We start from the raw sequence: 26173 nt of genomic DNA, 5'->3' as shown, positions 1-26173 counted from the left end.
TACCGATAGCGCGCCCGTCCCCAGTCATCGCTTCAAGTTGCCGGCTCGGTTATCGCCCCATCCGTAACGGTGGCTGTCGCCACTTCCCCAGGAGCCGTGGGAAGGGTGGGGTAACGCCCCAACGTCAAAAGCAGCAGCGCACCGATACCAAAACTGACCATGCAGAACATCAGCATCGCGTGATAGGAGCCGGTTGCCTCGAACAGCGCGCCGAAGAACGCCGGAGCCATGGTGCTGCCGATCGCACCAAAGCTCATCTGGAAGGCGAAAATCCGGCTGTAGTCGCGCAGCCCGAAATAGCGCGCGATCAGATACGACGCAATATCCATCTCGGCGCCGGCGCCCAGCCCGGCGAAGACACAGGCGAGCACCAACAGGGGAACATGCGCGCCAACCGTGCTGAACAACAGGCAGCCGACGCCGGGAAGCAGCAAGACGGAAAAGGCCACCCCAGGCGCCCACACCCGGTCGATCAGATAGCCGATGAACAGCCGTCCGAAAATCAGCGATACGCCGAACGCACCGAACACCTTGGCCGCCTCGGTTGCTGAAAGGCCGCTGTCCTGCATCATCGGCACAGCGTTGATGATCATGCCCATCATGCCCATGATCGCGAGGAACAACGCGCAGTTGATGACCCAGAAGCGCCGCGAGTGCAACGCCTGGCGAAGCGAGAAGCCCGTTAGTCCGACGTCCGGCTGCGCAGGGAGAGATGATCGTTGTGTCGCCTGTTCCACGGCCCCTCGGGTGCTCAACCAGCGCAACGAAAGCGGCAAGGTCACCAGCAATGGCAACAGCGCCAAGCCCCAGAACCAGGCGCGCCAATCCCAGCGGATGATTGCCCAGCTCAGCAACGAGGGCAGCACCAGGGCGGCCAGGCCCGTGCCACACAGGATGATCGCCAGCGCCAGGCCGCGGTTCTTGTCGAACCAGAGGCAGGTCAGCTGCGTCCAGGTCACGTGTAGCGTGCCCACCCCGGCAAACGCCAGCAGACCAAAGCCCAGATTCAATTGCCACAAGTGGCCGGTGTTGAGGGCCATGGCGAAGTAGGCGAGCGGCAGCGCGATCAGCGAGCAAAGGGTCACGCGACGCGGCCCGTAGCGTTTGTTCAGCCAGCCGGCAACCTGAAAGGCGATGATGGAACTGCCGTACTGAAAGGCCGCCGCCGTCTGGATTTCGCCTCGCGACCAACCAAAGGCCTCCTGCAACGGCAGCACCAGCGTGCCGAACGCATAGATGGGCGCGACGGCGACCGAAGTGGCGATGCCCAGCAGCGCCAGAAGCAGCACCCGCCATCCCTGGCGGAACTCTGTCCAGTCGATAGCCAGAGAGGTGTGGGGCTTAGCGGCGGAAACGGCCATGTGGCTTCCTCTTGTTGTTGTCATGGCGATACCCTCAGCCCGGCTTTCAAGCGCCCGGCGGGTCATGTCACAGGGTCAATTCAGCTGCTCAGCGCCTATCTGCGCGGCAGGCTCGATAGCCGGTTGCGGGACATCGTCCTGAGCCAGGGCCAGCCCGGCGAGATAGCCAAAGGTCAGGCTGAGCGTATTGTTCGCGCCGTTGCCCGGCGCGCGGCCCCGCCATAGCGAGTTCATGTCCAGACCCACCGCGTGCAGACCGGGAATCGGCTGGTCGTTCCTGTCCAGCACGCGCGCCTTGCCGTCTATGCGCAGGCCGACCGTGGTGGTGGAGTCGCCGGGAAATATCTGCACGGCATAGAACGGCCCTTGCTGAATCGGCCCGAGGCAGGGATTGGGTTTGTGGTTGGGATCGCCCAGAGGCATATCGGCCTTGTCCCGTCCACGCCCGAAGTCATCATCCACACCCCGGGCGGCTTGCTGGTTGAAGCGCGCGACGGTGTCGGCGAGGTTGCCGGGATTGACGCCGATACGCGCGGCAAGCGCATCGAGGGTCGGCTCGGTGAGGATATAGCCGGCGGCAATCAGCCCTTTCAGCCCAAAGCCGCCCGGGCGCACCAGGCCCAGGCCGTATTTCTTGATGAACGGGTGGTCGCATACAAGGTGCGCCGGCACAGAGCCGGTGCGGTGCATGGGCTCCACCAGGTTGGTCGCCGCCTCGTTACCGAAACGCCTACCGTCCCGGTTGACCGCAATGCAGCCTGGCTTGCCGCGATCCATATAAAGGTGCGGAAATTTGCGTATTCCGCCGTCGGGCTTCCTCAGCAGCGAGACCACCACCCAGCCGGCATTGCTCAGGTTTTCGCCATCGAAGCGGCCGCCAGCGTCGCGGGCTTGCTGCAAACCGTCGCCGGTATTGCCCTCCGGCACCAGCGACACATGGTGTTCGGCAAACGGAATGTACTGTTTGCGCATGTCCGGATTGGCGGAAAAACCGCCGGTGGCCAGCACGACGCCACGGCGTGTGCGAATTTCCACCGGTTTGCCGTCGCGCTCGACAACCACGCCTTTGATCGCGCCATGCTCGTGGATCAGGCTGCGCATGGGCGTGTCTTTCCACAGCTCCACCCCGGCATCGATCGCCGAGCGCAGCAGCCGGGCAGCCATGGCATTGCCCATGGTCAGCCGCGTACCGCGCGAATAGCTCAGCCGATCCACGCCAAAGCGCACCGCCAACTTGGCGATGTGTTTGAACGAGGTGAACGACGTGGTGACCTTGGCGATGTGCGGCATGTCGCCAATGCCGAACATCATGCCGCCCGGCGCGTTGAATTCAGTCAGCGGGGGCCGTAATTGGTCGAAGTATTCGCCCAGCTCACGACCGTCATATTCCACCGGGCAAAGCAAACGGCCATCGGCGGAAAAGCCCTTGGCCTGCGGATGCCAGTCGGCAAAACCGCGCTGCACGGCGAAACGTACCGAGGTACGCGCGTGCAGGTAATCGACCATGCGCGGCGCGGCATCGAGAAAAGCCCGCAGCAGATCGGTACGCAGTGTCGGCCCCACCACTTCCTGAACGTAAGCGAAGGCCTGCTCTGGATCATCTTTCAACCCGGCCTCGGCCGCCTGGGTATTGCACGGCACCCAGATGCCGCCGCCGGAAAGCGCGGTGGTGCCGCCGAACAGCCCGGTCTTTTCTACCAGCAAAACGTCGAGGCCCTGGGTTGCGGCGACAATCGCGGCCGTCATGCCGCTGCCGCCAGAGCCGACGACGACTACGTCTTTTTCTATCACCGGATTGTCATTCATTCTTGTAGGTTCCGTTGTTTCTGAAACTGATCGAGATGAGGGTGCTGCCCCGTACGCTGGTCAGTCCGATGTCTGCCGGGTCTGTTGATACAGCTCGGCAAAATGCGGCTGACAGCTGTTCTTGCCACCGTTGATCTCGATGCATTCGCCTGTGATGTAGCCGGACTCGTCGGACGCGAGAAAAGCGGTCAGCGCCGCTATGTCTTCAGGCGTGCCGAGGCGTTTGGTCAGGACGTACTTGCTCGCAAAGGCAAGGATCTGCGGAGCCGTCGCCTCCATTGCAGGCGTCACGATGACCCCCGGTGCGATGGCGTTGCAGCGCACGCCTTGGCGGCCATATTGCGTCGCGATGTGGCGCGTCATATTGATGATCGCGGCCTTGCTGGTGCCGTAAGCGATTCGCACCAGGTCGCCCTTGGTGCCGGAGCCGGAGGCGGTGTTGATGATCGACCCGCCGCCCGCTTCGATCATGTGGGGAATGGCGAACCGGCAGGCCAGCATGTAGCCGGTCAGGTTCACGTCCAGGGTTTTGCGCCATACCTCCATGGGTATTTCCAGCAGACTGAGGTCCTGGCCGTGAGTCTGCGGGTCGGTGATCGCGGTGTTGTTGTGCAGAATGTCCAGCCGACCGAAGTGCTCGACCGTCTGGGTCACCATCGCCTCGATGCTGTCGGCATCGGCGGCATCGAACCGCAGCGCCAAGCCGTTGCCCTCCAGCGCATCGGCGGCGTGTTGCGCCGTTTCCAGATTGATATCGGCGCACACGACTTTCGCGCCTTCACGCGCCAGGCGCAACGCGGTCGCCGAGCCGATACCACCGCCGCCGCCGGTTACGATTGCCACTTTGCCTGCCAGACGTTGCATCCGTTTTATCTCCTGTCATTGTTGTTTTCGGGTGTGGCATGAAGCGCCTCGCGGAACGCCATGGCCGCGCCTTGTATCGACGAGGCCATGACTATGCGCGCCAGACAGCCCGGCCATACCAGCGCGATCAGCGCTGCGTGTACTTGGATACGATGGCTTCCGGATTCTGCGTGCTGTTGGACGGTGCCTCCTCCGCAAACTCCAGTCGTCCGGTCAGGAAGTCGTTGAGCACGCCATACATGTTTTTGTTGAAATCGAAGATCGCCAGCTTGGTCGCGTAGGGAATGTTCTTGTCATAGATCTGCACCCCGGCCATGTACACGGTCCGGTACAGATTGCCTTCCTGGTCCCAGGCGTCGTACAGGCCCGCGCCGAAGGTGTCCTCGTCATGTAATAGCGCCGCTTGCTGTACACATGGCGTTGGCCAGGCTTGAGCGTCGCCTCCACCACATAGACGCGGTGCAATTCCCAGCGCTCCACCGCCGGGTTAACGTGATTCTTCATGAACTGCTCGGGCGCTTCGATTCCGAAGTACCACTTGTAGGCGTTGTAGGGGATGTACATCTCCTGGCGTCCTATCAGCTTGAAATCGAAGCGATCCTGCTTGCCGGCAAACATTTGCAGCTCGTCGAACAGGGAAATGCCGCCCTGGCTCGCTACCGGCGTGTCATAGGCGAACTCCGGCGCCAACTTGACGCGGCGCTGACCTGGCGAATAGCTCCAGGCGCGACGCGGTTTCTCGGTCGGGTCCAGAAAATCGGAAATACCGGTCATCTCCCCCGCCCGGCGCGCCGGCTCGTTGTTGATCGACCCGGCACGACCGTATACCTGTGGATCACGGTCCTCCAGATGCGTCTGATAGAAAGGAAATTCCTCATAAGCTCGCTGTTGCGCCGTCTTGGTGATGTTGCCGTTGGAGTCGACAACCCAACTGGTGTGCTCGTCCAGGACGCCAGTCGGTCCGTTTTTGTAGCGCAACAGCTGGTTCCACATCATCTCGTTACCAGTCTTGGCGATGGGAAACGGCAGGCCGCCCCGGCAATCGGTTTCAAGCGATAAGCCTCCGTTGAAGGTTTCACATCCGGTGGCGTTGCGAACCGTTGCCTTCAGCACGTTATCCGGATAGGCAGCGGTGCGATGGCTCGGGTACACATCCATGTACCAGGTGTCCGGATATTTTTTCAGCAGGGCTTGCTGCCCCGCGCTCAATTTGTCTGCGTACTGATCCACGTTTTGTGCGGTGATCCGGTACAGCGGTTTTTCATCCCAGAAAGGATCGGCCCAGGCTTTGCCGGGTTCGAAGTCCGCTGGAGCGGTCCGCAAACCGCCTTGGTAGGGCGGAATAGTGCCTTCGGCGTTTCCGGCTTTTATCGCCCCGAACAGGGTGAGCGTATTACCCAGTTTCTGCGCCTCTTCTGGCGAAACCGCAGCGCAGGCAAATGTGGAAATGCCGGTCAAGACAATGCTTAACGCGAATCGGGAAATCATGAGCAGTCTCCGCTTATTGGATTTATATGGAGCCGTAAGAAGACGTGATGCATCGCTCCTCTAACTTAGCCAATACGCGTTTACATGCCGTTCATACCGTTTCACCCGCGGTAAAACGAAAGCGGATATTTAGTGGTGTTAAAACCGGCAGTTGGTCCTAACCTGAAGCCCGTCAGCCGAAACCACGAAGCGCCTGATGATTTGAAGCCGACGTTACGTTGAATTTAATAAGAGCAAACGCTAAAGCCATGCCCATGTTTCCATTTTTCCCTTATTGCAAGCTGGTTCTTCAGGCGTCTGTATCTAAATTCGAACGGGTCAGGCCTCTGCGTAACCCTCCGTTCAACGACTCAATAACAAGAGATAAAAGATGAAGACTTTTTCCAAGATCCCCGAGCGAGGCGATTTCGCCTATCAAACCCTGGTCGCGCCCTATAAGGTGACCGGCGAGTCGATGCATGGTGGCCGTGGCTTTTTCGGCTTGCAGTTGAGCAAGAGCATGCCGTTCGGCTCGGTTCGTGACGAAGAAGGACATATCTATTCGTTCACCCGTTCGGTCATGGCGCCAACCGGCACGCCGAACCCGACCAAATTCTTCTATCTGTCCACCCGCATCGATGGCAAGAACATCCGCATGGACCAGGCACGCATGGCGGAACGCGGCGTGACGCCGGTTCCGGCCTTGTCGCTGCAAGGCGATACCGTTCGCTGGACCAACCAGCCTGATGACACCGGGCATCCATGGGAATTGACCGCCAACAGCGAAACCTTCACCTGGAAAGAAGACAACCTGTTCCAGCTCGAAGGCCGCCTGCTCGGCAACGGTATGCAGTGGTACTTGCCGGGCGTCGAGTGGGGCACCTTTTACGTTTCACAGATATGGGACGTCAGCGGCATCTGCGAAGGTCGTTCGGTAAAGGGTGCCATCCTGCTCGATCAGGTGTACATGGCCGAGGGCGGCGCGATTCACTTCAAGAAAGACCTGGTGGTGAACAACAAGATGCACGTGTTGTGGTGGTCTTTCGCCACGGTCTACAAGGACGGCACCTACGACGTCGGCTCCTTCATGGTCGGCCATGACAACCTTGGCTATGCGATTTTTCAGAATGAAAAGGGCGAAGTGCGCACCACCAATGACATCGAATGCGTAACCAAGCACAAGGACGGGAGCTACTTTTTGGAGTCCGCCAGAATCACTCTGGACGGCAGCGAAGAATGGGAATTCCTGCCCGATCCGCGAGGCGAAATGATCGACTTCGTTGGAGGCTTCCCCGTTACCGCGCAGCAGGAAGGTCGCTGGCGCCGAGTGGGCGACACACGCGAGCCGGATCACTGGGTGGCCTGGGGTGAGTCGGACCGTCGCAATGGCGCGGCACGCAACGTTCCCGGCAGCGATATCAACTAACCGCCAAACAGGCATAGCGGCCTGCCGCGACGGCTGATGAAGCGGTACGAGTTAGCGACTCGACTTGCCCCAAGTGGTGAGCGAGCCCAATGAACCAGGAGCGACTGGTGTTTCGCTGCTCAACCCCTCGGGGGCGAGCAGCTTTTTTTGCATTACTAGCCCGCTTACATACAGCGCGGAAGCCCTCGGGCGAAGACGTCCCAGGGGCGAATCCCAAAGCAAACACCCCGAAAAGCCATCGGGGCGTTTGCTTTGGGAATTAAGGTCTGTTGACGTTTCGCAGCAAGCCGCGTTGCTGCGACAAATGGCGCCAGGCCGGGCGGCGTTCCGCAAGGCAGCGCCCGGCGGGCTTGCTGCTGCATTCACCACATCCATGTGGATTGCGCGGGACGCAGGCAACGGTTATTCCCTTGACAAGTCCCGCATCTCCGCGTGGCGCCATTTGACGCACAACCCGCAGGGACGGGGCCGTCGCGGCCGCGACGAAACGTCAGCAGACCCAAGGTCAGATAGATCTGCCACGAACGGAACAGCCGGACATCAGCCTGCGGTTAGATAACGGTCCCGTAGACGATTCAAGCTCGCCGCATCCAGGCCGACACACGTCTCGATATAGGCGTCCATCGATCCATAGTGCTTGTCCACGCAGTCGTAGGCCGTTTGCAGGTACTCGGGGCGGGCATCCATGATCGCGTCGACCGCTTCGTCAGGACAGGGCTTGCCGATCATGTTGCTGACCAGCGTACTCATCAGCTCTCGCCGGGCGTCGCTGGCGTCGACCATTCGGCGGGCCGACAGTTGATAGTCAGCGACAATGACGTCCCGCGCTACGCCGAGCGCGTGAAGAATAACCGCGACGGCAAAACCGGTGCGGTCCTTGCCCGCTGCGCAATGAACCAGCACGGGCACCTTACCCGTCTCGAACAACCCGAACAGTATCGGCAGATGCGGCGCCAGCATGCCCGGCAGGCGCCGGTATACCTCGAACATCATGGCTTCGGCGCCGGCAAGATCCGGGCTTTCAATCAACAAACTCGACACGCTTTTGTCGGCGCGCATGTCGCCGGTGACCTCAAGTGCCAGCTGCTCAAGTTCTGCAGGCAGATTGTTCGGCGTCCGCTGGCGCTCACCCTCGCTACGCAGGTCACATACGGTCTTCACGCCAAGGGTCTTGAGGATTCCCCAGCCCTCGGCGCCAAGCATGTGCAGCTGGTCGGACCGTAGCAACGTATGCCCGGCGATGCGCCGGCCGTCATGGGCCGGCAAGCCTTTGAGACTACGAAAATTATCGGTGCCTGCTAACTGCAGATTCATCGGGGATCTCATATCTGAATGCTCGAACGTTCGCCTAATGTGATCAAGCGGAGGCGAATCCCCGAAATTGCGTGAAGTCCAGATTGTCGGTCACCGGCGGTTTAAGGAAATAGCACACCTGAAGTTTGCCTGGTGAGAAACGGTAGGTTTCGATGCTTTCAATGGCCAGCCCGGTACCATTCAGGCAATTGCGATGATGAGCCGCAACGTCGTTGCCGTTGTAGATGGTCTCCACCACTTCCAGAGAGATGTCCGCATTGTGCTTGTCGAACATCTCTTCGAGGATAAACCAGCCATCACGCGTGTCAGTGCGACCAGCATATTCGATGACCAGCGACTCAGGCGCAATTTGGCGATAACAGTCAAGAAAGGCCTCGCGATCGTGGGCGTTCCATGCCGAGACCTGGCCCTTCATAAAACGTTGGATACTTTCAGCATTCAGTTGCGACGTCATTTCGATTGCACTCCGTTTATTGTTTTTGTTCGTTACACCATGATCCAAGCCATCAATCGTCCAGCAAGTGCCGAAACTGCGGGAGAACCTGGCGAGCACCCTCGCCCAACTTCACGTTACGGCGTGGCGCTTTGCCGGCGGTCAGCGTTTTCACGGTCTCGAAATCTTCCGCCGCGGCGAAGAATCGCTCCACCATGATGCGCCCGTCCTGGCCCCACTCATCGACATTGGCCAGCCATGCTTGCATGCCATACATGGGCCAGCGGCGAAATTGTTCCCAGGCGGCGTCCTGTCCAAGTACGCCTTCGGCGCCCAAGCTGATCAGCTTCTCGCGGTAGACCTTGACCAGATCCCAGGCCGAAGCCCGCCGCTCCTCGATTGTCAGCGCCCCAAGCATGAAATAGGCAATATCGCGCCATGGCCGCCCCTTGCGCACAAGCTGCCAATCAAGCCAGACCCGCTCGCCGCTGTCGCGCAGAAAGCTGTTGCCCTGGTGAGAATCGCCATGGACCAGGCAGATGGGGGTCTCCTGCTCAAGTTCATAAGCGCGTAACTCGTCAAAGGCATGCCCAAACAGCTCCGGTGTTTCATACATCCACTTCGGCAGGATGGCCTGGTACTCAGGCTTGCGCAGATTCAGCCGAATGTAGTCGTACATGCGTAAAAACTGATCGTAGTCGACCGGGTGATCCATGGACGTGGGCAGCCAGCTCTGTGCCTTGAGTTCAGAACTTCCCCACAGTGCGGCATGCAACATCGCCAGTGACTCCAGCCCCTGGGCCACGCCATCGACGCCGAGGTGATGGGTACTGTGACCGAACTGGCCTGGCGCCATTCCGAGGTCTTCCATCACGACGACGCCCCGACCCCCACCATCGCCATCCCAGTCGGAAAAATAGCTGTCCGGCACCGGCGTGTGCAGACGCTCGCGCATGAAGTGGTAGAAGCGTGCCTCCAACTCGCAGATCTCGCCGCTCTCGAACCCTTCCGACCAGTTGGACTTGAGGCAAACGTTGCGCGGAATGCCAGCGGCCTGGCCAACCTCATTGAGGTCCAGCGCGAGCCTTAGCTTGGTGGTGTGCCCGTTACGCACCTCTACCTGCTCGAAATCATTCACCGCGATCCCGGGGTAGCGGTTCTGAAGCAGGCTAGTCAACCATTGGGGTGTGACGTCTTGCAGGTGGCGAGGAAGCTGCCCCTGGCGAGCAGGATAAGGGCGCTTTGTCCGCAACTCTTCGATACTGGTCATTGTTGTATTTTATCTCTGAAGGCGAAATGCCAGCGGCTTCTTGTAGAAACCGTACGACAGCGGAAACGCACTTAATTCACGTATTCGGCGTAAACCCGAGTGTTGATCAGCCGCGCTGCGTCAACAAGGCAAACACGCTCTCGATACGATTGAGTTGTTTGACCGGCGGTCAAATGCTGGAGTCGAAATGCTCATCGGAAAATAGCTGTTGATACTTGAGGGCGTGGGTCAATCGGACCTGCTCGAGGGCGCCGGGGCTATATCAAGATTTACCAAACCGGAAACAGTGGCGGTTGACTATTGGTAAAACAAAAATACGGCTCGCGCATAGTCAACATGGCAACGTGTTGCATATATATATATAAAACCGCCTGATGTCGCGGCAAAGGAGCGTTGCAGATGCAAACACAGAATCGCTCGAAGTCTGATAAGCGCCAAACAATGAGCCGAATGCTTGCCGCCGCGCATCAGGAGTTTTGTAATAAGGGACTGGCCGGCGGGCGTATTGACGAAATAGCCCGCAATGCTGGCGTTACCAAACAGCTGATCTTCCACTATTACGGATCGAAGGAAGGCCTGTTTGTCGCGGTGCTTGACGAAACCTCTGACAGACTCATGACCGGGTGGGTTGATTTCGATGTCGAGCAGCTGACCCCGACGCAAGCGCTTCGAGCCTTGCTCAACCACATCTTCGATCAATATCGCAACGATCCCTTGCTCGCCAGGTTAGCGCAGGAGGGCGTTCGCTATCACGATTACAATCAAACGCCGCGCAACCGCTTCCTGGAACTGGCACCGGCCCTGGTCGATAAGGTTGGCGGGATCGTTCAGCGAGGCATTGAATGCCGTAGTTTCAAGCCGGACACCCAGCCTCGGCTACTGCTTGCCACCGCGGCTCTCATCGCTACCGGCTGGTTTACCAACGCTTACTCCACCTCAGCGCTCGTCGGCCTTGATACTGCTTCCGAGGAAGGCATGGAAACCTGGCGCAAACACTGTGCCGATTTCATTCTGGCTAGCATCGTCGCGACGCATGGAGAAGAACCGCGCAGCGCTCGCGCCAATTGATCATCGCGTTTTGCCGAGTCTCGCGCAGGTCTCGTTAGGGGCGCTCGCTCCATTGGAGCGCTCATGGTCATCTCACCGTTACGTCATAGCGCGTAACGTGGGCTGCGCATATAACACCTGCTCGACACCGTGACCGAATCTTGCGTTCGCTGTATGGTGCGCGACTAGCCTGAATGGTCGCACTGAGTTGGTGAAGGGTAACGGGATGGCGAAGGGCAAAGACATATCGATGCGCCAGCTGCGCTACTTCATGGCCGCGGCTGAGGCAGGGCAGCTTTCCCAGGCAGCGGTGAAGGTGCATGTATCGCAATCGGCCATTACCGCCGCCGTTCTGCAACTTGAACAGACATTGGGCGTTCGGTTGTTCGACCGGCTGCCTTACGGCGTCACCCTGACCGCAGAGGGGCATAAGTTCGCCCAGCATGCGGGCCATATTCTCGACACGCTGCAGGACGCGCTCAGCGAGCCGCTTTTTCTGAGCCATTCGATCCAAGGGGTGATTCGCGTCGGGGCTTCTTACACGGTGCTCGGCTATTTTCTGCCGTCGCTGCTGGCGCGGTTCAAGCGGAGCTATCCGCAGGTGGAAATCGATCTGGTCGATATGGATCGGCCTGTCATCGAAGATGCCATCGCTGCGGGAAGGCTGGATATGGGGCTCTCCATCGTCTCCAATACCGAGAACCTGCAGCGTTTCGAGCACCAGGTGCTGATTCGCTCGCGACGCCAATTGTGGCTTTCCAGCGAGCATCCGCTGATGCGGGCCTCGGTCATCACGCTCGAAGACGTGGCGTGTCACCCTTACATTCTGCCCACTGTCGATGAAGGGGAGAGCTCCACCTATCGCTACTGGAATTCTCGCAATCTACAACCGAATGTAGCCTTCCGGACGTCTTCGATGGAAGGTCTGCGGGGGCTGGTCGCCCATGGATTCGGAGTAACGATTCTCTCCGACATGCTCTATCGGGCCTGGTCGCTGGAGGGTAAGAAAATCGAGGCGCGGCCGTTGGTGGACGCTATCCCGCCCATGGAGCTGGGCTTGATCTGGCGCCGCGAGACGGAGTTGCCGCAAACAGCTGAAGCGTTTCGCCAGTTCCTCATCATGGCGTGCGCATCCTGAGTGATCCGCATGTCGGCTCAACGCCAATATTGCTCGAATGCGGTCGCGATCAGATGGCCTTGCGCTCTGCCGGCCTGCGCAGCGATGGCGCGCCGCGCCGGATTCAGCGGGTTTCTGCCCATCGCCGCTGCCGCTGCCCTGTCAGGGCCGATAACCTGAACGCGCGTCCCGGATTGCTCGAGTTTCGCTATTTGCTTGGCCAGCGTGCGGCCAGTAATTCCACGGTTCGCGCCAAGGGGCGACAGAATGATCACCCCTGATGAACGCTCGGCCAGATCGGCATTATTCGAGCTTCGGATTCCGCCATCCATATATTGCCGTCCGCCGATGTTAACGGGCGGCCAGATACCAGGCACGGCACAGCTGGCGGCGACCGCATCGGCCAATTCCACGCCGGAATCTTGGTCGAACATTCTGGTTTCGCCAGTCAGTGCATCGACAGCGACGACGGCCAGAGGTTTGGCTGGCCAGTCCTGTCGAGGATGCAGCCGGGCCGCAATGACTGACTGCCTGGCTTGTGCATTCCCGGCCTCGGCTCGTATCGCCAGCTGACCGATTCGCTTGGTGCGCTCGGTGGGAGCATTCAGCTTTGGCAATACGGAAATTGCCAAAGGCAGTATTCGCAGCAGTCGTATTCGAGGCGCGAGCTCCTGAACCTGTTTCGATGCGTTGACCTGACGCTCGTACAGTTCCCAGAGATCGCTATCTTCGCGGATCTGCGCCGCGACCGTGGCGCCGGCTGATGTCCCAAGCATCTTGCCGCACTCACGCAGGTCAACGCCCATTTCGTCCAAGCCAAGCAGCAGGCCGGTCATCCAGGCGATACCGGTGATTCCGCCGCCACCTAAAACCAGGGAATGGTCGGTAAACATGGCTGTTTGTCCTTGGCATACAGAGGTAGGTAGGCATTACCAGAGCGTCATCAGAACATGCCATCACGCGGGTGATGTTCGGGTGACAGTGCGGATGTTCTGCCTCTGGTATCTATTCTTGTGAACATATATTGAGTATATGTCTATATTCTGCTGATGCGCATGTTCTAGTGCAGGCGTAATCAGAACCGAGAAATCCCTAAGGGGACCCTCAAACAAGAAAAGGATTGGAATGCCATGCTGATCGATGTCCACGCTCATTTGTTGACCGAAGGAATGTTCAACCGCCACGAATTCTGGGGACCTTTCATGAAGGTCCAGGGGCTTACGGTGGGGCACTTTGCGCTCGGTACCAAGCAGCCCGCCAAAGCGTCTTCGGATGAGGAAGCTCAGGCCAACCTCCTTGCCCGAATGACCCACGAAAGCCGACGCAAGCTGATGGCTGAGCGGGGCGTCGACAAACTCGTCATGTCCACCCCGTCCCATTGCTTCATGTATTGGGCGGGCGACTTCGCAAACGAATATGCGCGTGTTTGTAATGACGAATTGTCTGCGTTCTGTCGCAAGGACCCGGAGCATTTCGATTTCTGGTGCCACGCCAACCTGGCGGACCCGGAGGCGGCAGCGAAGGAAATCGATCGCGCCGTGCGTCAGCTGGGCGCACGCGGCGTCTGCGTAGGCGGGGCCAATTTCAATGGACTGCAAGCGTATGACGAGCAGCTATTCCCGGTTTGGGAGAAGCTCTCTCAGCTCGACGTGCCGATCATGGTGCATGGCTTCAACCAGTCGATCTACTGGGGCGAAAAGCATACCGATGACAAGTTCGAAACCACCTCGATCATTGGCGATTGCGTCGATGAGACATTGTTCTTCTGGTATCTGATCTGCGGCGGCGCGCTGGACGTATTTCCCAACCTGAAAACCTACATTACCCACGCCGGCGGCATGGCAGTGTTTCAGCTCGGCCGGCTGAGCGAGCTCAACCGCGCCATGGCGCCGGACAGCCGAAACAAGCGGCCCTTGATGGAATACATGCCCAATTTCTATTTCGATCTGGACGTGCATGCGCCCGGCTTGCGGCGTGGGGTAGCGGAAGTAGTCGGCGCGGATCGCCTGCTATACGGCACCAATTTCGGCGGCGCCTACGATCATGGCGACCTGACTCATGGCCTGGGTTTGTCCGAGGATGAACGGGAGCGCATCCGCAGCGGCAATGCCATCGAGCTGCTCAAGCTGGACGTCTCCGTGCCGGTCGCTTGAGGCAGCGGTGAGTCAGCGACGCGTCGCTGGCTCATCTGCCCCAGGGCTATGCCGAACAGGATCAGGCCGCCGCCCACCGCGTGGTAGAGATGCAGCGTCTCGCCGAGCAGCATGATTGCCAGCATAGCCGTGAATAGTGGCACCAGATTCATCAGCGCGGCGGTTTTTTCCGCACCTAACGAGACGAGCCCGCGCATCCATAACCCAGGCGCCATGGCGGACGCGAACAGGCCGGCGAAGAGAACCAATGGCAGATTATCGCGGGTCAACGCCGCCGAAGGCGCCAGTAGGAAAGGCGGCACCAGTACCAACGTACCGCAAAGTATTTGCACATACAGCGACACCCAGATGGGCAATGGAATTTGCCATCGTTTGACCAGCACGCAATAGAGCGCATAAGACAACGACGCCATCAGCATCATGAGCTCGCCTTTGCCCATGCCTTGGCGAAAGAGCGCAGCCAGGTCGCCGGTGCTGATCAACCAGGCCAGCCCGAGAAAGGATATGAGTGCGCCTGCAAGCGTCCCCACCGTAGGCCTGGCGCGTAACAGCGCAATGGCCAGCAGGACCGTCAGCATGGGCATGGTTGCCAGAATTAGACCCATAGACGTAGCGGTGACGCTGTAAGCAGCGAAATAGGCCAGCGACTGGTACAGCGACATGCCAAGGCAACCTAGAGCGAACAATTTTGCAAGATGTGTCCGAATAGTTCGCCGAACGCTCCAGGCCGTCGTCAACACGAAGGGTGTTATCACAACGGCTGCAACGAGCCAGCGGTAGAACGAGATGGCTGCAGGGTCTATCAGACCTACGGCCATTCGATTCACTACGGTGCTGGCAGCCCATATCAGCGTGGCAAGAACCGGCAACAACAGGTTCAACAAACCTGGCATGGAGCGTCCTGAGTATGTCGGCGCCAGCGATGCCAGCGAGTGCTCGTGATACCTCGCCAGATAACGAGACATTGCCCGTCATGAGATCGGCGAGGGGCAGTGGGCCGCTCTATCACTTGGCGGCGTTTCGTTCCTTGATGGCGGCGGCGAAGTCGCGCTTGAGCGTAGGGAAGTATGCAATCTGCCCGCCCATGCCGCCAGCGATATCGATCGATGCGGCGCTGATGAAACTCGCATACTCGCTGGACAGGAACAGCACCATACCGGATACGTCCTCGGGTTTACCGTAACGGCCAACCGGCACTACTTTCATGACCATTTCGTCGAACTCCTCGCGGCTCACGCCGGGGCCCATTTCTTTGTAGTGGCGGTCCCACTGGCCGGTATCGATCCAGCCCATGTTCAGGCTGTTCACCAGGATGTTTTCCTTCGCCAACGACATGCCCAGCGACTTGGACAGGGCAACGCAGGACGCACGGTTGATCACCGATGGAATGCCGTCGGGTGTCGGAATGGTCCCCGCCAGCGCATTGATTTCGACGATGCGCCCCCAGTTCTGCTTGCGCATATGAGGCACCACAGCCTGAACGAAACGGAAATGCCCCATCTGTAAGACATTAGCGTGTTCGAGAATCGATTCAGGGGTGAGGGTATCGATATTTCCGCTACGGCCCTGACCGGCGTTGTTCACCAGTACATCCACGCCACCCCAGGTCTCGGCCACTTCATCGACGAAGCGGCGCACGCCGTCCGTGTCGGTTACGTCGACCGCGCGTGCGATCACGCCAGCGGCTTTCTCGGCAAGTTCCTGGCCAGCTGCTTCCACGGCTTCCAAAGATCTCGCACAGATCGCGACGCGCGCACCTTCAGCAGCAAATGCACGTGCGATGGCCAATCCGATGCCCCTGGAGGCGCCGGTAACGATGACGCGTTTGTCGCTCAAATCGATGTTCATTTGGATACTTGCCTCTGCATGGCCGTCTGGTGGATGACCAAAACGGCGTATGGCTTGCCGTTTCGAACGATGAAAAAATCACCTGTCATGAAGAAAAGTGAACGAATTTATGATAAATGTCTATATTCATGGTCGTCAGCCCGCCTGCAGATCATGGATTTAGTAGTAAGGCTTCCACTGAATTCTGAATAAAGAATCTAAATCTCAATGTGGAATTTTAAGGAGATATCCGCTAGGGTTGACCTAAGCATCGGGAGCTAATCGGCCCATGCTATCTATGCGCACAGCGATCGCAACGGTTTCGCCAGGCGTAGCAAGGCTTCTCAGGTTGAACACGTTTCGGTGTAAGCCACTGAAAATAAAAATAAAAGGATCACAACAATGAAAGAATGCCGCCGTTTTAGATCTCAGCCAACGCAGCTCACCCGCATTGCTATCGCGGTCGCTATGCTTGCCGGCGCCGGGACAGCCAGCGCTGTTCAAGTCGATCTGGGGAACCCGGATTACCGGCTGCGCTGGGACAACACGGTGCGATACAACCTGGGCATAAGGATGGAAGACCAGGACAATCGCATCATGAATACCCCTACAACGGACGAATCGGATGGAAAATTCGATAAGGGTGACATCGTCACCAATCGTCTCGATGTACTGACCGAGATCGACTTCGCCTATAAGTATCTGCTGGGTGCCCGCCTTAGCGCCGCGGGCTGGTATGACCATGCCTACCGTGACGACGACGTGGATAGCAATATTCCAGGCTATTCGACCAGCTACTACGGCGATAAGTACAGCTCAGAGGTTGATCGCTACGCTCACGGTCCTTCGGGCGAAATTCTCGATGCCTTTATCTGGACCAATTTCGACATTGGCCCTGTACCCGTTAACGTCAAGGTGGGTCGCCATACCAATTACTGGGGCGAAGGCTTGCTGTTCGGTGCTCACTCCATCTCCTATTCCCAGGCTCCGACTGATGCGGTGAAGGCGGTAACCAGTCCGGGTATCGAGACCAAGGAAGTGTTCCTGCCATTGGGACAAGTATCGGTAAAGGCTCAGGTTACCGATAACCTGTCGATCATGGCCCAGCAATTCTTTGAGTGGGACAATACGCGGTTTCCATACGGCGGCACCTATTTTGGCCCGGCGGATCCGTTCTTCGAAGGCCCTGATCGGTTTCCGTTGGCCCCGGGTTTCAACCTAGACCATGCCAATACCAAGCGCGGCCGCGACACCGCAAACTGGGGTGTGATGGGTCGACTCAATGTCGAGCAGATAGAAGCGACCATCGGTGCGTACTATCGCGAGTTCGATGATTATCAGCCTTGGCTGGCGCCAGAAATCGACTTGGCGGGCGGCAGTTATCGGCTTGTGCACCCAGAGGGCGTCAAGCTGGCTGGCTTGAGTTTTTCCCGCGTATTCAATTCCGTTTCCGTAGGTATGGATCTTTCCTACCGCAAGGACGGTGCCTTGAACGCAACGGGTGTGAGTCTTGTTGATGACGAGGGTCCTCGCGGCGACACCATTCACTTCGTGGCAAACGCAGTCTACGGTGTGCCACGGAACTTCATTGCCAACAACGCGACCTTGGTTGGCGAATTTGCGTACAGCCACCTGGACAAGGTGACCAAGCATGAAGAACTCTACAAGGGCGATGGTTACGCGGCGTGTCGTGATGCGCGCAGTTCAGCCCTTCCTGGAGGCAAGGAAGACGGTTGCTCCACCGATGACTACTACGCTGTAGCTGTGAACTATACCCCTCAATACCTTTCGATCTTCCCGTCCTGGGACCTTGAGGTTCCGTTTACCGTCAACTACGGGATTAGCGGAAACGCGGCAAGCGCGGGCGGCGGTAGCGAAGGAGCCCTGGCTTGGTCCGTAGGTGCAAAAATGACTTACATCCAGCGCCACGAATTCAGCCTGCGTTACGCAGACACCTCCGCCCAGGAAAAGAATCTGCTCAACGGCGGGGTAGGCGGCAACGGTGCTGTGGGTACAACCGATCGCGGTTGGCTTGCGTTTACCTATAAAACTTCCTTCTAAAACTTATAAAAGGGGAACTCAATGAAACTCCAAGTCGCTCTTGGTCTGATGCTCAGCGGTATTTCTTCCCTATCGATGGCTGCGGTCTCTGCTGAGGAAGCTGCAAAACTGGGCGATACGCTCACTCGCGTTGGTGCCATCGCAGCAGGTAACGAAGCCGGCACCATCCCTGCCTATGATGGTGGTTTGCGTACTGCACCGCCGGGCTTCAAGCCCAACAGCGGTGTGTGGGTCGATCCGTTCGCTAACGAAAAGCCGCTGTTTCGTATCACCGCGCAAAATATGGCTGAACACGCAGACAAGCTAAGTGATGGTCAGAAAGAGGTGCTCAAGCGCAACCCTGACTATTACATGGACATTTATCCGACACACCGAACAGCTGCATATCCGGAAGAGGTGCTGCAGGCTACGGTGCGTAATGCGACCGAATGTGAAACCAAGAAGGACGGATTGGCCGTAGAGACCGACTGCCGGGGCGGTATTCCGTTTCCGATTCCGCAGACTGGCAACGAAGTGATGTGGAACCAATTGCTTCGCTATAACGACGGCAAATTTGGAACCACGACTTCTTCCTCTAATACCTGGGTTGTGGACAGCAACGGCGGCGTAACCAAAACCGCCACGCAATCTACTTTTGTAGAGCGTCCTTATTACCAGACCGATGTAGCGGGTCGCGATCCGGAGATGGCGTATCGGGTTTACTCGGTGACCAAGGCACCTGCCCGGAAGGCCGGTGAACTGACCGGCCTCAATGACTACCTCGACCCAACCGTCAAACCCCGTCGGGCTTGGAGCTATACCCCAGGGCAGCGCCGCGTGAAGCTGGCTCCCGAGTTTGCCTATGACACCCCGGTCTCGAGTATGGGTGGTCTCGAACTATTTGATGAGCTGTTCATGTTCTCTGGTGTTCAGGATCGCTTCGACTTCAAACTTGTGGGCAAAAAGGAGATGTATATCCCTTATAACGCCTACAAGTTCTACTTCAACTGTGAAGACCAACTCCAGGACTCGCATCCCAACCCCGCCTGCGAGCGTTGGGAATTGCACCGAGTATGGGAAGTTGAAGCGACTTTGAAGCCCGGTATGCGCCACGTTTACAGTAAGCGCACCTACTATCTCGACGAAGATACTTATGGTGCGGGTCTGTACGACGCATGGGATCAGAGCGGCCAGCTCTATCGCGCAATGATGCTTGGTGGTGTTCAGTTTTACGACCACGATATTCCATATATCGTCAAGCACTCCATCTATGACTTCAACAAAGGCATGTATGGCGTGATCAACGATGGCTTGGATGGTGGTTATCGAGTTCTGACCGAGCCGCGTTCCGAGCGTTCGTTGAATCCGGAAGCGATTGTAACGAGGGAAACCCAGCGCTGATCAGTTTCAGGTCTGCACGTGCGCTTGTAGGTGCAGACCTGTCGATCCTGGTTTCATTCTAGGTTTGCAAGCGATGTTAGATCGTGGCGATAGGCATCGCGCGCATACTGATTACGCTGGTTGAGGATAAAAATAATGATATTCCCGGTCCCGCTTGCTGTGCCAAACGCTTCTTCGGCGACCATCACCCGCTTCTCCGGGAAATGGCTCAGCGTGATGCTATTGGTCCTGCTGTTGCCATTTGGTGTGGAAGCGTCTGTTGCGGCGGAGGGGCTCGATCCCTTGCGCGAGCCATCGAAGCCGATCAGCGCTCCGGCGCCGCTCCTGGGTATGGACCGTGCGGGTGATGTGCTTGTTGGCGTCGGGTTGCACGGCATGATCAAGCGCTCCACCGATGGCGGGACAACCTGGCAGCAAGTGCAGAGCCCTGTTTCCACGGACTTGGTCCAAGTGCGCTTTCGCGATCCCATGAACGGATGGATCGTTGGTCACGATTCTGTGCTGCTGCATACCACCGATGGTGGTCTGACTTGGTCCGTTCAACTTGACGGTCGCACGGTGCTTGCGCGTCTCAAGGCATTCTACGGTGAGCGTGCGGAGCGTGGCATCGAGGGCGCTGCCGACATGCTTCAGGAAGTGGAGTTCGCCATGAACACGTCGGCGACGCCCGATGTGCTGGCCTCACCGTTTCTCGACGTCATGTTCAATGAGGACAAGGTTGGCTACGTCATCGGTGCGTTCGGGATGATCCTGAGAAGTACCGATGATGGTGCGACCTGGGACCCTTGGATCGAGCAAACCGACAATACCCGCCGTATGCATCTGTATGGCCTGGACGAACGCGACGGCGTTTTCTACATCGCGGGAGAGCAGGGCTTGCTCATGCGCCTGAATCTCCAGACTCAACAGTTCACATCGATCGAAACGCCCTATAACGGTACTTACTTCGGTGTGCGTGCGCTTCCCAACCTGCTTCTGGCCTACGGCCTGCGTGGCAACCTATATGCGAGCAGGGACGATGGGCAGCAATGGCAGCAGATAGACACCGGCCTCAATGCAAGTTTGATCAGCGCGGTGGGTTCAGGGCAACAATTGATCATGGTTAGTCAGAGCGGCGCGATGATTGCCCTCGATAAGCAAAGTTTGAGCGTCACACCCCTGCAGGCCTCACGGGTGGGCGAAGTGTTCGCGGCCAGTGGTACTGGACGAGATGGCGAGATGGTCGTGACTTTTTTCTCGGGTGCAAAACTCGTCGAGATAGCCAAGGCGAACTAATAACGCGGCATGTTTAGTGAGAATAAGAAATGGTAGATCAAAAGTACAATACTGGAATGCCCGTAGTTCCGGATGTTCGTGATTTCGATAAATCGTCCGGCGGGTTTTTCGAGCGGGTTATCTTTAATAATCGCGTACTTGTACTTGTGGTCTGCCTGCTGGCTACCGCCGTACTTGGTTACTTCGCTGCTCGCATAGACGTAAATGCCAGCTTCGAAAGGATGATTCCGAGCAGCAGCCCTTATATCAAGAATTACTTTGCATATAAGGATCAGCTTCCTGGCTTGGGCAACAGCATCCGTATCGTCGTCGAAAACAAACAAGGCGATATTTACGACCCGGAATATCTGAAGGTTCTGCAGGAAGTAAACGATACGCTGTACCTCATTCCGGGCGTCGACCGTTCCTGGATGAAATCGTTGTGGATGCCGATCGTTCGTTGGAAGGAAGTCACCGAGGACGGAATCAGTGGCGGCGCGGTCATGCCGTCTGATTACGACGGCAGTGATGAATCCATCATGAAACTGCGGCGGAACATTTCCCGTGCCGGAATCGTTGGCAATCTTGTCGCCAACGACGGTCAGTCGAGCATGATCGTTGCGCCGTTGCTCGATCTGCATCCTCAAACTGGCGAGCCGCTCGATTACGGTGAGTTCTCTGACCAATTGGAAGAGAAAATCCGTACCTTTGAAAGCGACAAGATTTCGATTCATATCGTCGGTTTCAGCAAGTTGGTTGGCGACCTGATCGACGGCCTTTATAGCGTCATGCTGTTCTTCGGGATATCAGTGCTGATCGCGGGGATTTTCGTTTATCTCTATATGCGCTGTTTGCGCAGCACGTTGCTGTTGATCGGTGTGGCAGTGGCCGGTGTGGTATGGCTACTCGGTCTTATGCAACTGCTCGATTATGACCTGGACCCCTATTCGATCCTCGTTCCCTTCTTGATATTCGCGATTGGCCTGTCTCACGGCACGCAAAAGATGAACGGCATTCTGCAGGATATCGGCCGAGGAACGCACAAGTACGTTGCGGCACGTTATACCTTCCGGCGTCTGTTTCTAACCGGTCTTACCGCGCTACTGACGAACATTGTCGGCTTTGCGGTCCTGGCGATCATCGACATCCCGGTGATTCGCGATCTGGCGATAACTACCAGCATCGGCGTTGCTGTACTGATCTTCACCAAGCTATTGCTGATCCCTGTCGCGCTGTCATACATCGGCGTTAGCAAGAAGGCCGCGCTGATCGCGCTGGAGAAGGACCGGGCTGGCGCCGAGAACCGCAACTGGCTGGGCCACATCTGGCACGGGCTGGATCGCTTTACTGAGCGGCGCTGGGCAATTGCGGTGATTTCATTATCTGTTGTCGTCACCGTCATTTGCAGCATCGTCATGCTGGATCTCAAGGTTGGCGATCTTGACCCGGGTGCTCCCGAGCTGCGCGCTGACTCGCGCTACAACCAGGACAATACTTACATCACCAACCACTACGGTCTGTCCAGCGATCAGTTCGTCGTGATCATGAAAACCGATCCCGACAGCTGCCGGTTGTACCAGACGCTGCAGACCATGGACCGGCTTGCATGGCAACTGCGCCAGACACCGGGCGTGCAGACCACCAGTTCGCTTGCCGAGTCGACTCGTTTCGTCACCGCCGGGATGGCCGAAGGCAGCGGCAAGTGGCTGACGATCAGCCGCGACCAGGCCATCACCAACGCCTCGGTCGATGCTGCGATGATCTCTTCGCCCGGCATCACCAACCAGCAGTGCTCGGTCACTCCGCTAATCGCCTATCTGACCGATCACAAGGCCGACACGCTGCGGCGGGTGATGGGAGTAGTCGAGGCCTTTGCCGCCGAGTACAACACCGCGGCCGATGCAGAACGTCCGGTCGAGTTTCTCTTGGCCGCAGGCAACGCGGGTATCGAAGCGGCGACCAATATCGAGGTGGAGAAAGGCATCATCACCATGTACCTGGCGGTATATGGCGCAACCGCTTTGCTCTGTCTGCTGACATTCCGCAGCATTCGCGCCACCATCGTCGCGCTCATTCCTCTGATCATGACAACCATTATCTGCAAGGCCTTGATGGTCTGGCTCGGTATCGGCCTGAAAGTGGCAACCCTGCCGGTTATTGCGGTTGGCGTGGGAGTAGGCGTGGATTACGCACTCTATTTGCTCAGTGTGCAGCTCGCCGTACAGGAGCGGGGCGGGTCGCTGGCAGTGGCCTACCGCCGCTCTCTGGACTTTACCGGCCGAGTGGTCGCTCTGATCGGCTTGACCATGGCGGCTGGAGTGATTACATGGGCCTGGTCACCCATCAAATTTCAGGCTGACATGGGCATTTTGCTGACCTTCATGTTCTTGTGGAACATGCTCGGCGCCCTAGTGCTGATCCCGGCTCTGTCGCATTTCCTGCTGAACCCAAAAACCACTTCGGCCTCACCGGAATCGCCAGCCATGCTTGATACGCCGGTTGAACAGGCTATCCAGAAAAAAAAACTAACTGACGCGGCTGCCGCTCATTGATCGGACGCGCCCGGTTGGCGCTTCCACTGACTGTAAAGCCAAGCCCAGAGCTATGGCGCGCTATTGAAGGGAGAGGGTTATGTTCGAGTTGTTGATGAGTGCCGACATGATGGTTCCGGATCCGGACGGGATGACGGAAAAGCTGGTGGATAAGCTCGGCATCTTCAAGCATGAGCGCTGGCGCCAGGCGTTCGATAACCATCCGTACATTGCGCATTTTTTGCGCGTACACAAGTCACTGGCAGTTTCACCTACCCGTATCGAGCCGCAGTGGCATCTGGATCGTCCAAATCCAGGCGACCCGCTGTTTCATGATTTTTTGGAAAGCCTGAAGGACTACCAGGGCCACCATCGGCCCATGATCACTCACTCGATTGTGCTCGCCCTGCATGGCGACAAGTTCGATGCCCTGGTCAGCAAATTGATGCGCCGTCGTCTGCCATTCCGCATGGCTCAGCGCACACCGGAAATGCCGTTCGACCGTTTGTGGTTGGGCGCAACGCCGGAGAAGCCGTATTACGAGCCATCCGTGGACGGCGGCCTGTGCATCGAAATCATGCCCACCGAACCATTGCAGATGCCGCCGGAAACCTATGCAACGCCGCCGGCGCAGCCTCGTGAGCAGAAGCCGGGTGACATGGTGCGTGTTACGGCGCGAGGCTTTTTGGTACGCGATCTCGATGAAACGCTGCGCAAGCTTTCCACCAACCTCGACTGGGAGCCTTCCTGCCCGGTGGAGAACATTGCAACTGAAGGCTACCGCCGTGCGCGCATGGGCTTTACCGTCGCCAATAGCGCTACGCTGGACGTGCTTGAGGCAACTTACTGGAATACCGACGCCGGTCATTATGTAAACAACTGGGGGCCGGGCCCGTATTACATCCGCATCGGCGTTAACGATCTGGCCGCCAAAGCTGAAGATTTGCGCGCTCGCGGTACGGCCTTCGAGTGGATCGAGTCGTCCGAAGCCGTAGGCGGCAAACCGCTGATCAAAATCGACCCGAAAGAATTGGATGGCCAGGTGTTCGAGTTCGAGGAGTGCTCAGTATGAGCGCCGAAGTCAATCAGCAGGCACCGCTGGTTATCAACGAGTCAGTCCGGGTAGAGCGCGGCGTCTCGGTCGGCTGGGTCGTATTGACCCGCCCGGGCCAGATCAACGCGATCAACGACAGCATCCGTCAGGGTGTTCCTCAGGCGCTTCAATTGCTCGACAACGACCCGCAGGTGCGGGTCATTGTCATCCGCGGTGAAGGCGAGCGTGGATTTTGCGCTGGCGCCGACATTAAGGAACGTCGCGGTGAAGAAACCTCTCTGCAGGTGCGCCAGCGGATGGAGCGTTCGCGCTGGATCGAGTCGCTCGACGGAATTGCCAAGCCGGTCATCGCTGCAATCCAAGGTTATTGCATGGGTGGCGGGCTGGAGTTTGCTTTGGCTTGCGATATTCGATTCGCCGCCCCCAACGCGATTTTTGCGCTTCCGGAAACCGGCCTGGGCCTGATTCCTGGCGGTGGCGGTACTCAGCGGCTTTCGCGAGTCGTGGCGCCGGGGCGCGCACTCGATATGCTGCTGACGGGTGACCGTATGAATGCTGACCAAGCGTTCCAGATCGGGCTGGTTAGCCGCCTGGCTACGGATAACGCGACTCTGGTCGAGGAGGTCAGAGTTTTTGCCGAGCGCATCGCCAGTAAGCCGCCAGCGGCGTCGGCCTTCGTCAAGCAGGCCGCTCGGGCTGCACTGGAACTGGACCTGAAAAGCGGACTCAATCTCGAACTCGACCTGTTTGCCCTTCTAGCGCCAACAAAGGATGTGCGCGAAGCAGCGCAAGCTTTTAGTGAGCGACGCGAGCCGCGCTTCACGGGCGAGTAGGATTGGCATGGCTAACAACAAAATAAGGAACACCAGATGAGTATGGGCAAGCTGGCGGGGCGTGTTGCGATCGTCACCGGTGGTGGCAACGGGCTGGGCGCCGAGTGCGCTCGGGTGCTGGCCGAGCACGGCGCTTCTGTCGCGGTAGTAGATGTCGACGGCGACGCCGCCAACCGAGTGGCGGAGTTGATATCGGCGCAAGGCATGCCAACCCAAGGCTTTCGCGCCGATGTCTCTTCCGAGGAAGACGTCAAGGCGGTGATTGCCCAGGTAATGGAGAAATTTGGTCGGATCGATGTACTGCACAACAATGCGGCCGTGCTGAACGCCGACCAACGCCAGCGGGACCGTGATCTGGCCAACCTGGATATGGAAGCGTTCGACCGCGCTATAGCGGTAAATCTGCGTGGCTCCGTGCTCTGCACCAAATACGTCATTCCGGTGATGCTGGAGCAGGGCAAAGGCTCGATCATTTTCGCCACCTCCGGGTTGGGGATGCAGGGCGACATGTCGCTGACTGGCTATGCGACCTCCAAAGCGGCGCTGATGATGCTTCCGCGCCTGGTCGCGTCTCAATACGGTAAGCAAGGGATCCGTGGCAATGCAGTGCAGATCGGCCTCGCACCGCAGCACGAAATGCCCGCGCCGCTGCTGGAAATCATGCGTGACAACCATTGCACGGCCGAACTGGGCACGCCTAGACAGATTGCCGATGTGGTCGCGTTCCTGGCCTCTGACGAATCCTCGTTCGTGACCGGTACAACGCTCGTCGCAGACGGTGGTTTTAGTAGCCACACGCCTTCCCTCGTAGCCATGCGAGCCCTGTTTGAAAAGATGGGGCGAACAGGCATGTAAGTACCGATCGCCCGGCCCACGTAAGGGGAGCCGGGCGTTCCGTCGATCGTCATTTCAGACACCGTCCGCGCGCGAAGGCCGTTTCAGGCTGCGCTGCATATACGGCAGGTTACCCGCGCT

Annotated in this window: 21 protein-coding genes and 1 pseudogene; 11 read left to right on the top strand and 11 right to left on the bottom strand. The window is 58.1% G+C overall.

Annotated elements, in window-relative coordinates:
* Positions 1 to 32: 32 nt before the first annotated feature.
* The 4 genes and pseudogenes from ACQKEK_RS13015 to ACQKEK_RS13000 form a co-directional block, all read right to left on the bottom strand.
* Positions 33 to 1361 (bottom strand): MFS transporter, encoded by a 1329-nt coding sequence (locus tag ACQKEK_RS13015; RefSeq protein WP_499143039.1) that lies wholly within the window; start codon positions 1359 to 1361, stop codon positions 33 to 35.
* A gap of 75 nt (positions 1362 to 1436) precedes the next feature.
* Positions 1437 to 3167, bottom strand: coding sequence for an FAD-dependent oxidoreductase (locus ACQKEK_RS13010; RefSeq protein WP_499143037.1), 1731 nt, complete (start codon positions 3165 to 3167; stop codon positions 1437 to 1439).
* 60 nt (positions 3168 to 3227) lie between these two features.
* A complete protein-coding gene (locus ACQKEK_RS13005) occupies positions 3228 to 4031 on the bottom strand; it encodes an SDR family NAD(P)-dependent oxidoreductase (protein WP_499143035.1) in 804 nt (267 codons plus the stop codon).
* Positions 4032 to 4158: 127 nt separating this feature from the next.
* Positions 4159 to 5519: pseudogene (locus tag ACQKEK_RS13000) on the bottom strand (DUF1329 domain-containing protein).
* Between the two features lie 370 nt (positions 5520 to 5889).
* Between ACQKEK_RS13000 and ACQKEK_RS12995 the strand changes: the two are divergent.
* A complete protein-coding gene (locus tag ACQKEK_RS12995) occupies positions 5890 to 6924 on the top strand; it encodes a hypothetical protein (RefSeq protein WP_499143033.1) in 1035 nt (344 codons plus the stop codon).
* A 540-nt stretch (positions 6925 to 7464) separates the two neighbouring features.
* On the opposite strand, the gene ACQKEK_RS12990 is transcribed toward ACQKEK_RS12995, so the two are convergent.
* Genes ACQKEK_RS12990 through ACQKEK_RS12980 form a run of 3 tightly spaced genes read right to left on the bottom strand, consistent with a single transcriptional unit; the run spans position 7465 to position 9941 of the window.
* A complete protein-coding gene (locus tag ACQKEK_RS12990; protein ID WP_499143031.1) occupies positions 7465 to 8238 on the bottom strand; it encodes a tyrosine-protein phosphatase in 774 nt (257 codons plus the stop codon).
* A 43-nt stretch (positions 8239 to 8281) separates the two neighbouring features.
* Positions 8282 to 8692, bottom strand: a complete 411-nt coding sequence (locus ACQKEK_RS12985; RefSeq protein WP_499143029.1) for a nuclear transport factor 2 family protein — start codon at positions 8690 to 8692, stop codon at positions 8282 to 8284.
* 52 nt (positions 8693 to 8744) lie between these two features.
* Entirely contained in the window at positions 8745 to 9941 is a 1197-nt protein-coding gene (locus tag ACQKEK_RS12980; protein ID WP_499143027.1) for a phosphotransferase, read from the bottom strand.
* Between the two features lie 399 nt (positions 9942 to 10340).
* Here ACQKEK_RS12980 and ACQKEK_RS12975 point away from each other — a divergent pair, with 399 nt between their 5' ends.
* Both ACQKEK_RS12975 and ACQKEK_RS12970 read left to right on the top strand, forming a co-directional pair.
* Positions 10341 to 11009, top strand: a complete 669-nt coding sequence (locus ACQKEK_RS12975) for a TetR/AcrR family transcriptional regulator (protein ID WP_042928759.1) — start codon at positions 10341 to 10343, stop codon at positions 11007 to 11009.
* Between the two features lie 205 nt (positions 11010 to 11214).
* Positions 11215 to 12126 (top strand): LysR family transcriptional regulator, encoded by a 912-nt coding sequence (locus ACQKEK_RS12970; protein WP_499143025.1) that lies wholly within the window; start codon positions 11215 to 11217, stop codon positions 12124 to 12126.
* A 17-nt stretch (positions 12127 to 12143) separates the two neighbouring features.
* Here the strand turns inward: ACQKEK_RS12970 and ACQKEK_RS12965 are convergent, their stop codons facing one another.
* Positions 12144 to 12998, bottom strand: coding sequence for a patatin-like phospholipase family protein (locus ACQKEK_RS12965; RefSeq protein ID WP_499143023.1), 855 nt, complete (start codon positions 12996 to 12998; stop codon positions 12144 to 12146).
* 237 nt (positions 12999 to 13235) lie between these two features.
* Here ACQKEK_RS12965 and ACQKEK_RS12960 point away from each other — a divergent pair, with 237 nt between their 5' ends.
* Complete coding sequence (locus ACQKEK_RS12960; RefSeq protein WP_102847600.1) at positions 13236 to 14258, top strand: amidohydrolase family protein; 1023 nt, start codon at positions 13236 to 13238, stop codon at positions 14256 to 14258.
* Here ACQKEK_RS12960 and ACQKEK_RS12955 read toward each other — a convergent pair.
* Together ACQKEK_RS12955 and ACQKEK_RS12950 are read right to left on the bottom strand one after the other, a co-directional pair.
* Positions 14162 to 15151: a DMT family transporter gene (locus ACQKEK_RS12955; RefSeq protein ID WP_031310976.1), complete on the bottom strand. Its 990-nt coding sequence runs from the start codon at positions 15149 to 15151 to the stop codon at positions 14162 to 14164. The genes ACQKEK_RS12960 and ACQKEK_RS12955 overlap by 97 nt on opposite strands.
* A 112-nt stretch (positions 15152 to 15263) precedes the next feature.
* The gene (locus ACQKEK_RS12950) at positions 15264 to 16106 is read right to left on the bottom strand and encodes an SDR family oxidoreductase (protein WP_021208000.1); all 843 of its coding nucleotides are present in this window, start codon (positions 16104 to 16106) and stop codon (positions 15264 to 15266) included.
* Between the two features lie 381 nt (positions 16107 to 16487).
* Here ACQKEK_RS12950 and ACQKEK_RS12945 point away from each other — a divergent pair, with 381 nt between their 5' ends.
* On the top strand, positions 16488 to 18146 hold the full coding sequence (locus ACQKEK_RS12945) for a DUF1302 domain-containing protein (RefSeq protein ID WP_031310975.1): 1659 nt from the start codon (positions 16488 to 16490) through the stop codon (positions 18144 to 18146).
* A 21-nt stretch (positions 18147 to 18167) separates the two neighbouring features.
* Positions 18168 to 19526 (top strand): DUF1329 domain-containing protein, encoded by a 1359-nt coding sequence (locus ACQKEK_RS12940; RefSeq protein WP_031310974.1) that lies wholly within the window; start codon positions 18168 to 18170, stop codon positions 19524 to 19526.
* Between the two features lie 53 nt (positions 19527 to 19579).
* Here the strand turns inward: ACQKEK_RS12940 and ACQKEK_RS12935 are convergent, their stop codons facing one another.
* Positions 19580 to 19711 (bottom strand): hypothetical protein, encoded by a 132-nt coding sequence (locus ACQKEK_RS12935; protein WP_319299282.1) that lies wholly within the window; start codon positions 19709 to 19711, stop codon positions 19580 to 19582.
* A 31-nt stretch (positions 19712 to 19742) separates the two neighbouring features.
* Here ACQKEK_RS12935 and ACQKEK_RS12930 point away from each other — a divergent pair, with 31 nt between their 5' ends.
* From ACQKEK_RS12930 to ACQKEK_RS12910, 5 genes are all read left to right on the top strand, one after another.
* Positions 19743 to 20801, top strand: a complete 1059-nt coding sequence (locus tag ACQKEK_RS12930) for a WD40/YVTN/BNR-like repeat-containing protein (protein ID WP_319299279.1) — start codon at positions 19743 to 19745, stop codon at positions 20799 to 20801.
* A gap of 29 nt (positions 20802 to 20830) precedes the next feature.
* Positions 20831 to 23332, top strand: coding sequence for an efflux RND transporter permease subunit (locus ACQKEK_RS12925; protein ID WP_499143019.1), 2502 nt, complete (start codon positions 20831 to 20833; stop codon positions 23330 to 23332).
* Positions 23333 to 23411: 79 nt separating this feature from the next.
* Entirely contained in the window at positions 23412 to 24383 is a 972-nt protein-coding gene (locus tag ACQKEK_RS12920) for a VOC family protein (protein WP_021207995.1), read from the top strand.
* Positions 24380 to 25198, top strand: coding sequence for an enoyl-CoA hydratase/isomerase family protein (locus ACQKEK_RS12915; protein WP_021207994.1), 819 nt, complete (start codon positions 24380 to 24382; stop codon positions 25196 to 25198). The genes ACQKEK_RS12920 and ACQKEK_RS12915 overlap by 4 nt, the downstream gene beginning before the upstream one ends.
* A gap of 36 nt (positions 25199 to 25234) precedes the next feature.
* Positions 25235 to 26053 (top strand): SDR family NAD(P)-dependent oxidoreductase, encoded by an 819-nt coding sequence (locus ACQKEK_RS12910; RefSeq protein WP_021207993.1) that lies wholly within the window; start codon positions 25235 to 25237, stop codon positions 26051 to 26053.
* The last annotated feature ends 120 nt before the right edge of the window (positions 26054 to 26173 follow it).

The organism is Pseudomonas sp. NPDC077408 (assembly GCF_050269105.1).
In the GTDB taxonomy this organism is placed as follows: Bacteria; Pseudomonadota; Gammaproteobacteria; order Pseudomonadales; family Pseudomonadaceae; genus Stutzerimonas.
This window is presented reverse-complemented; position numbering and strand designations above follow the sequence as displayed.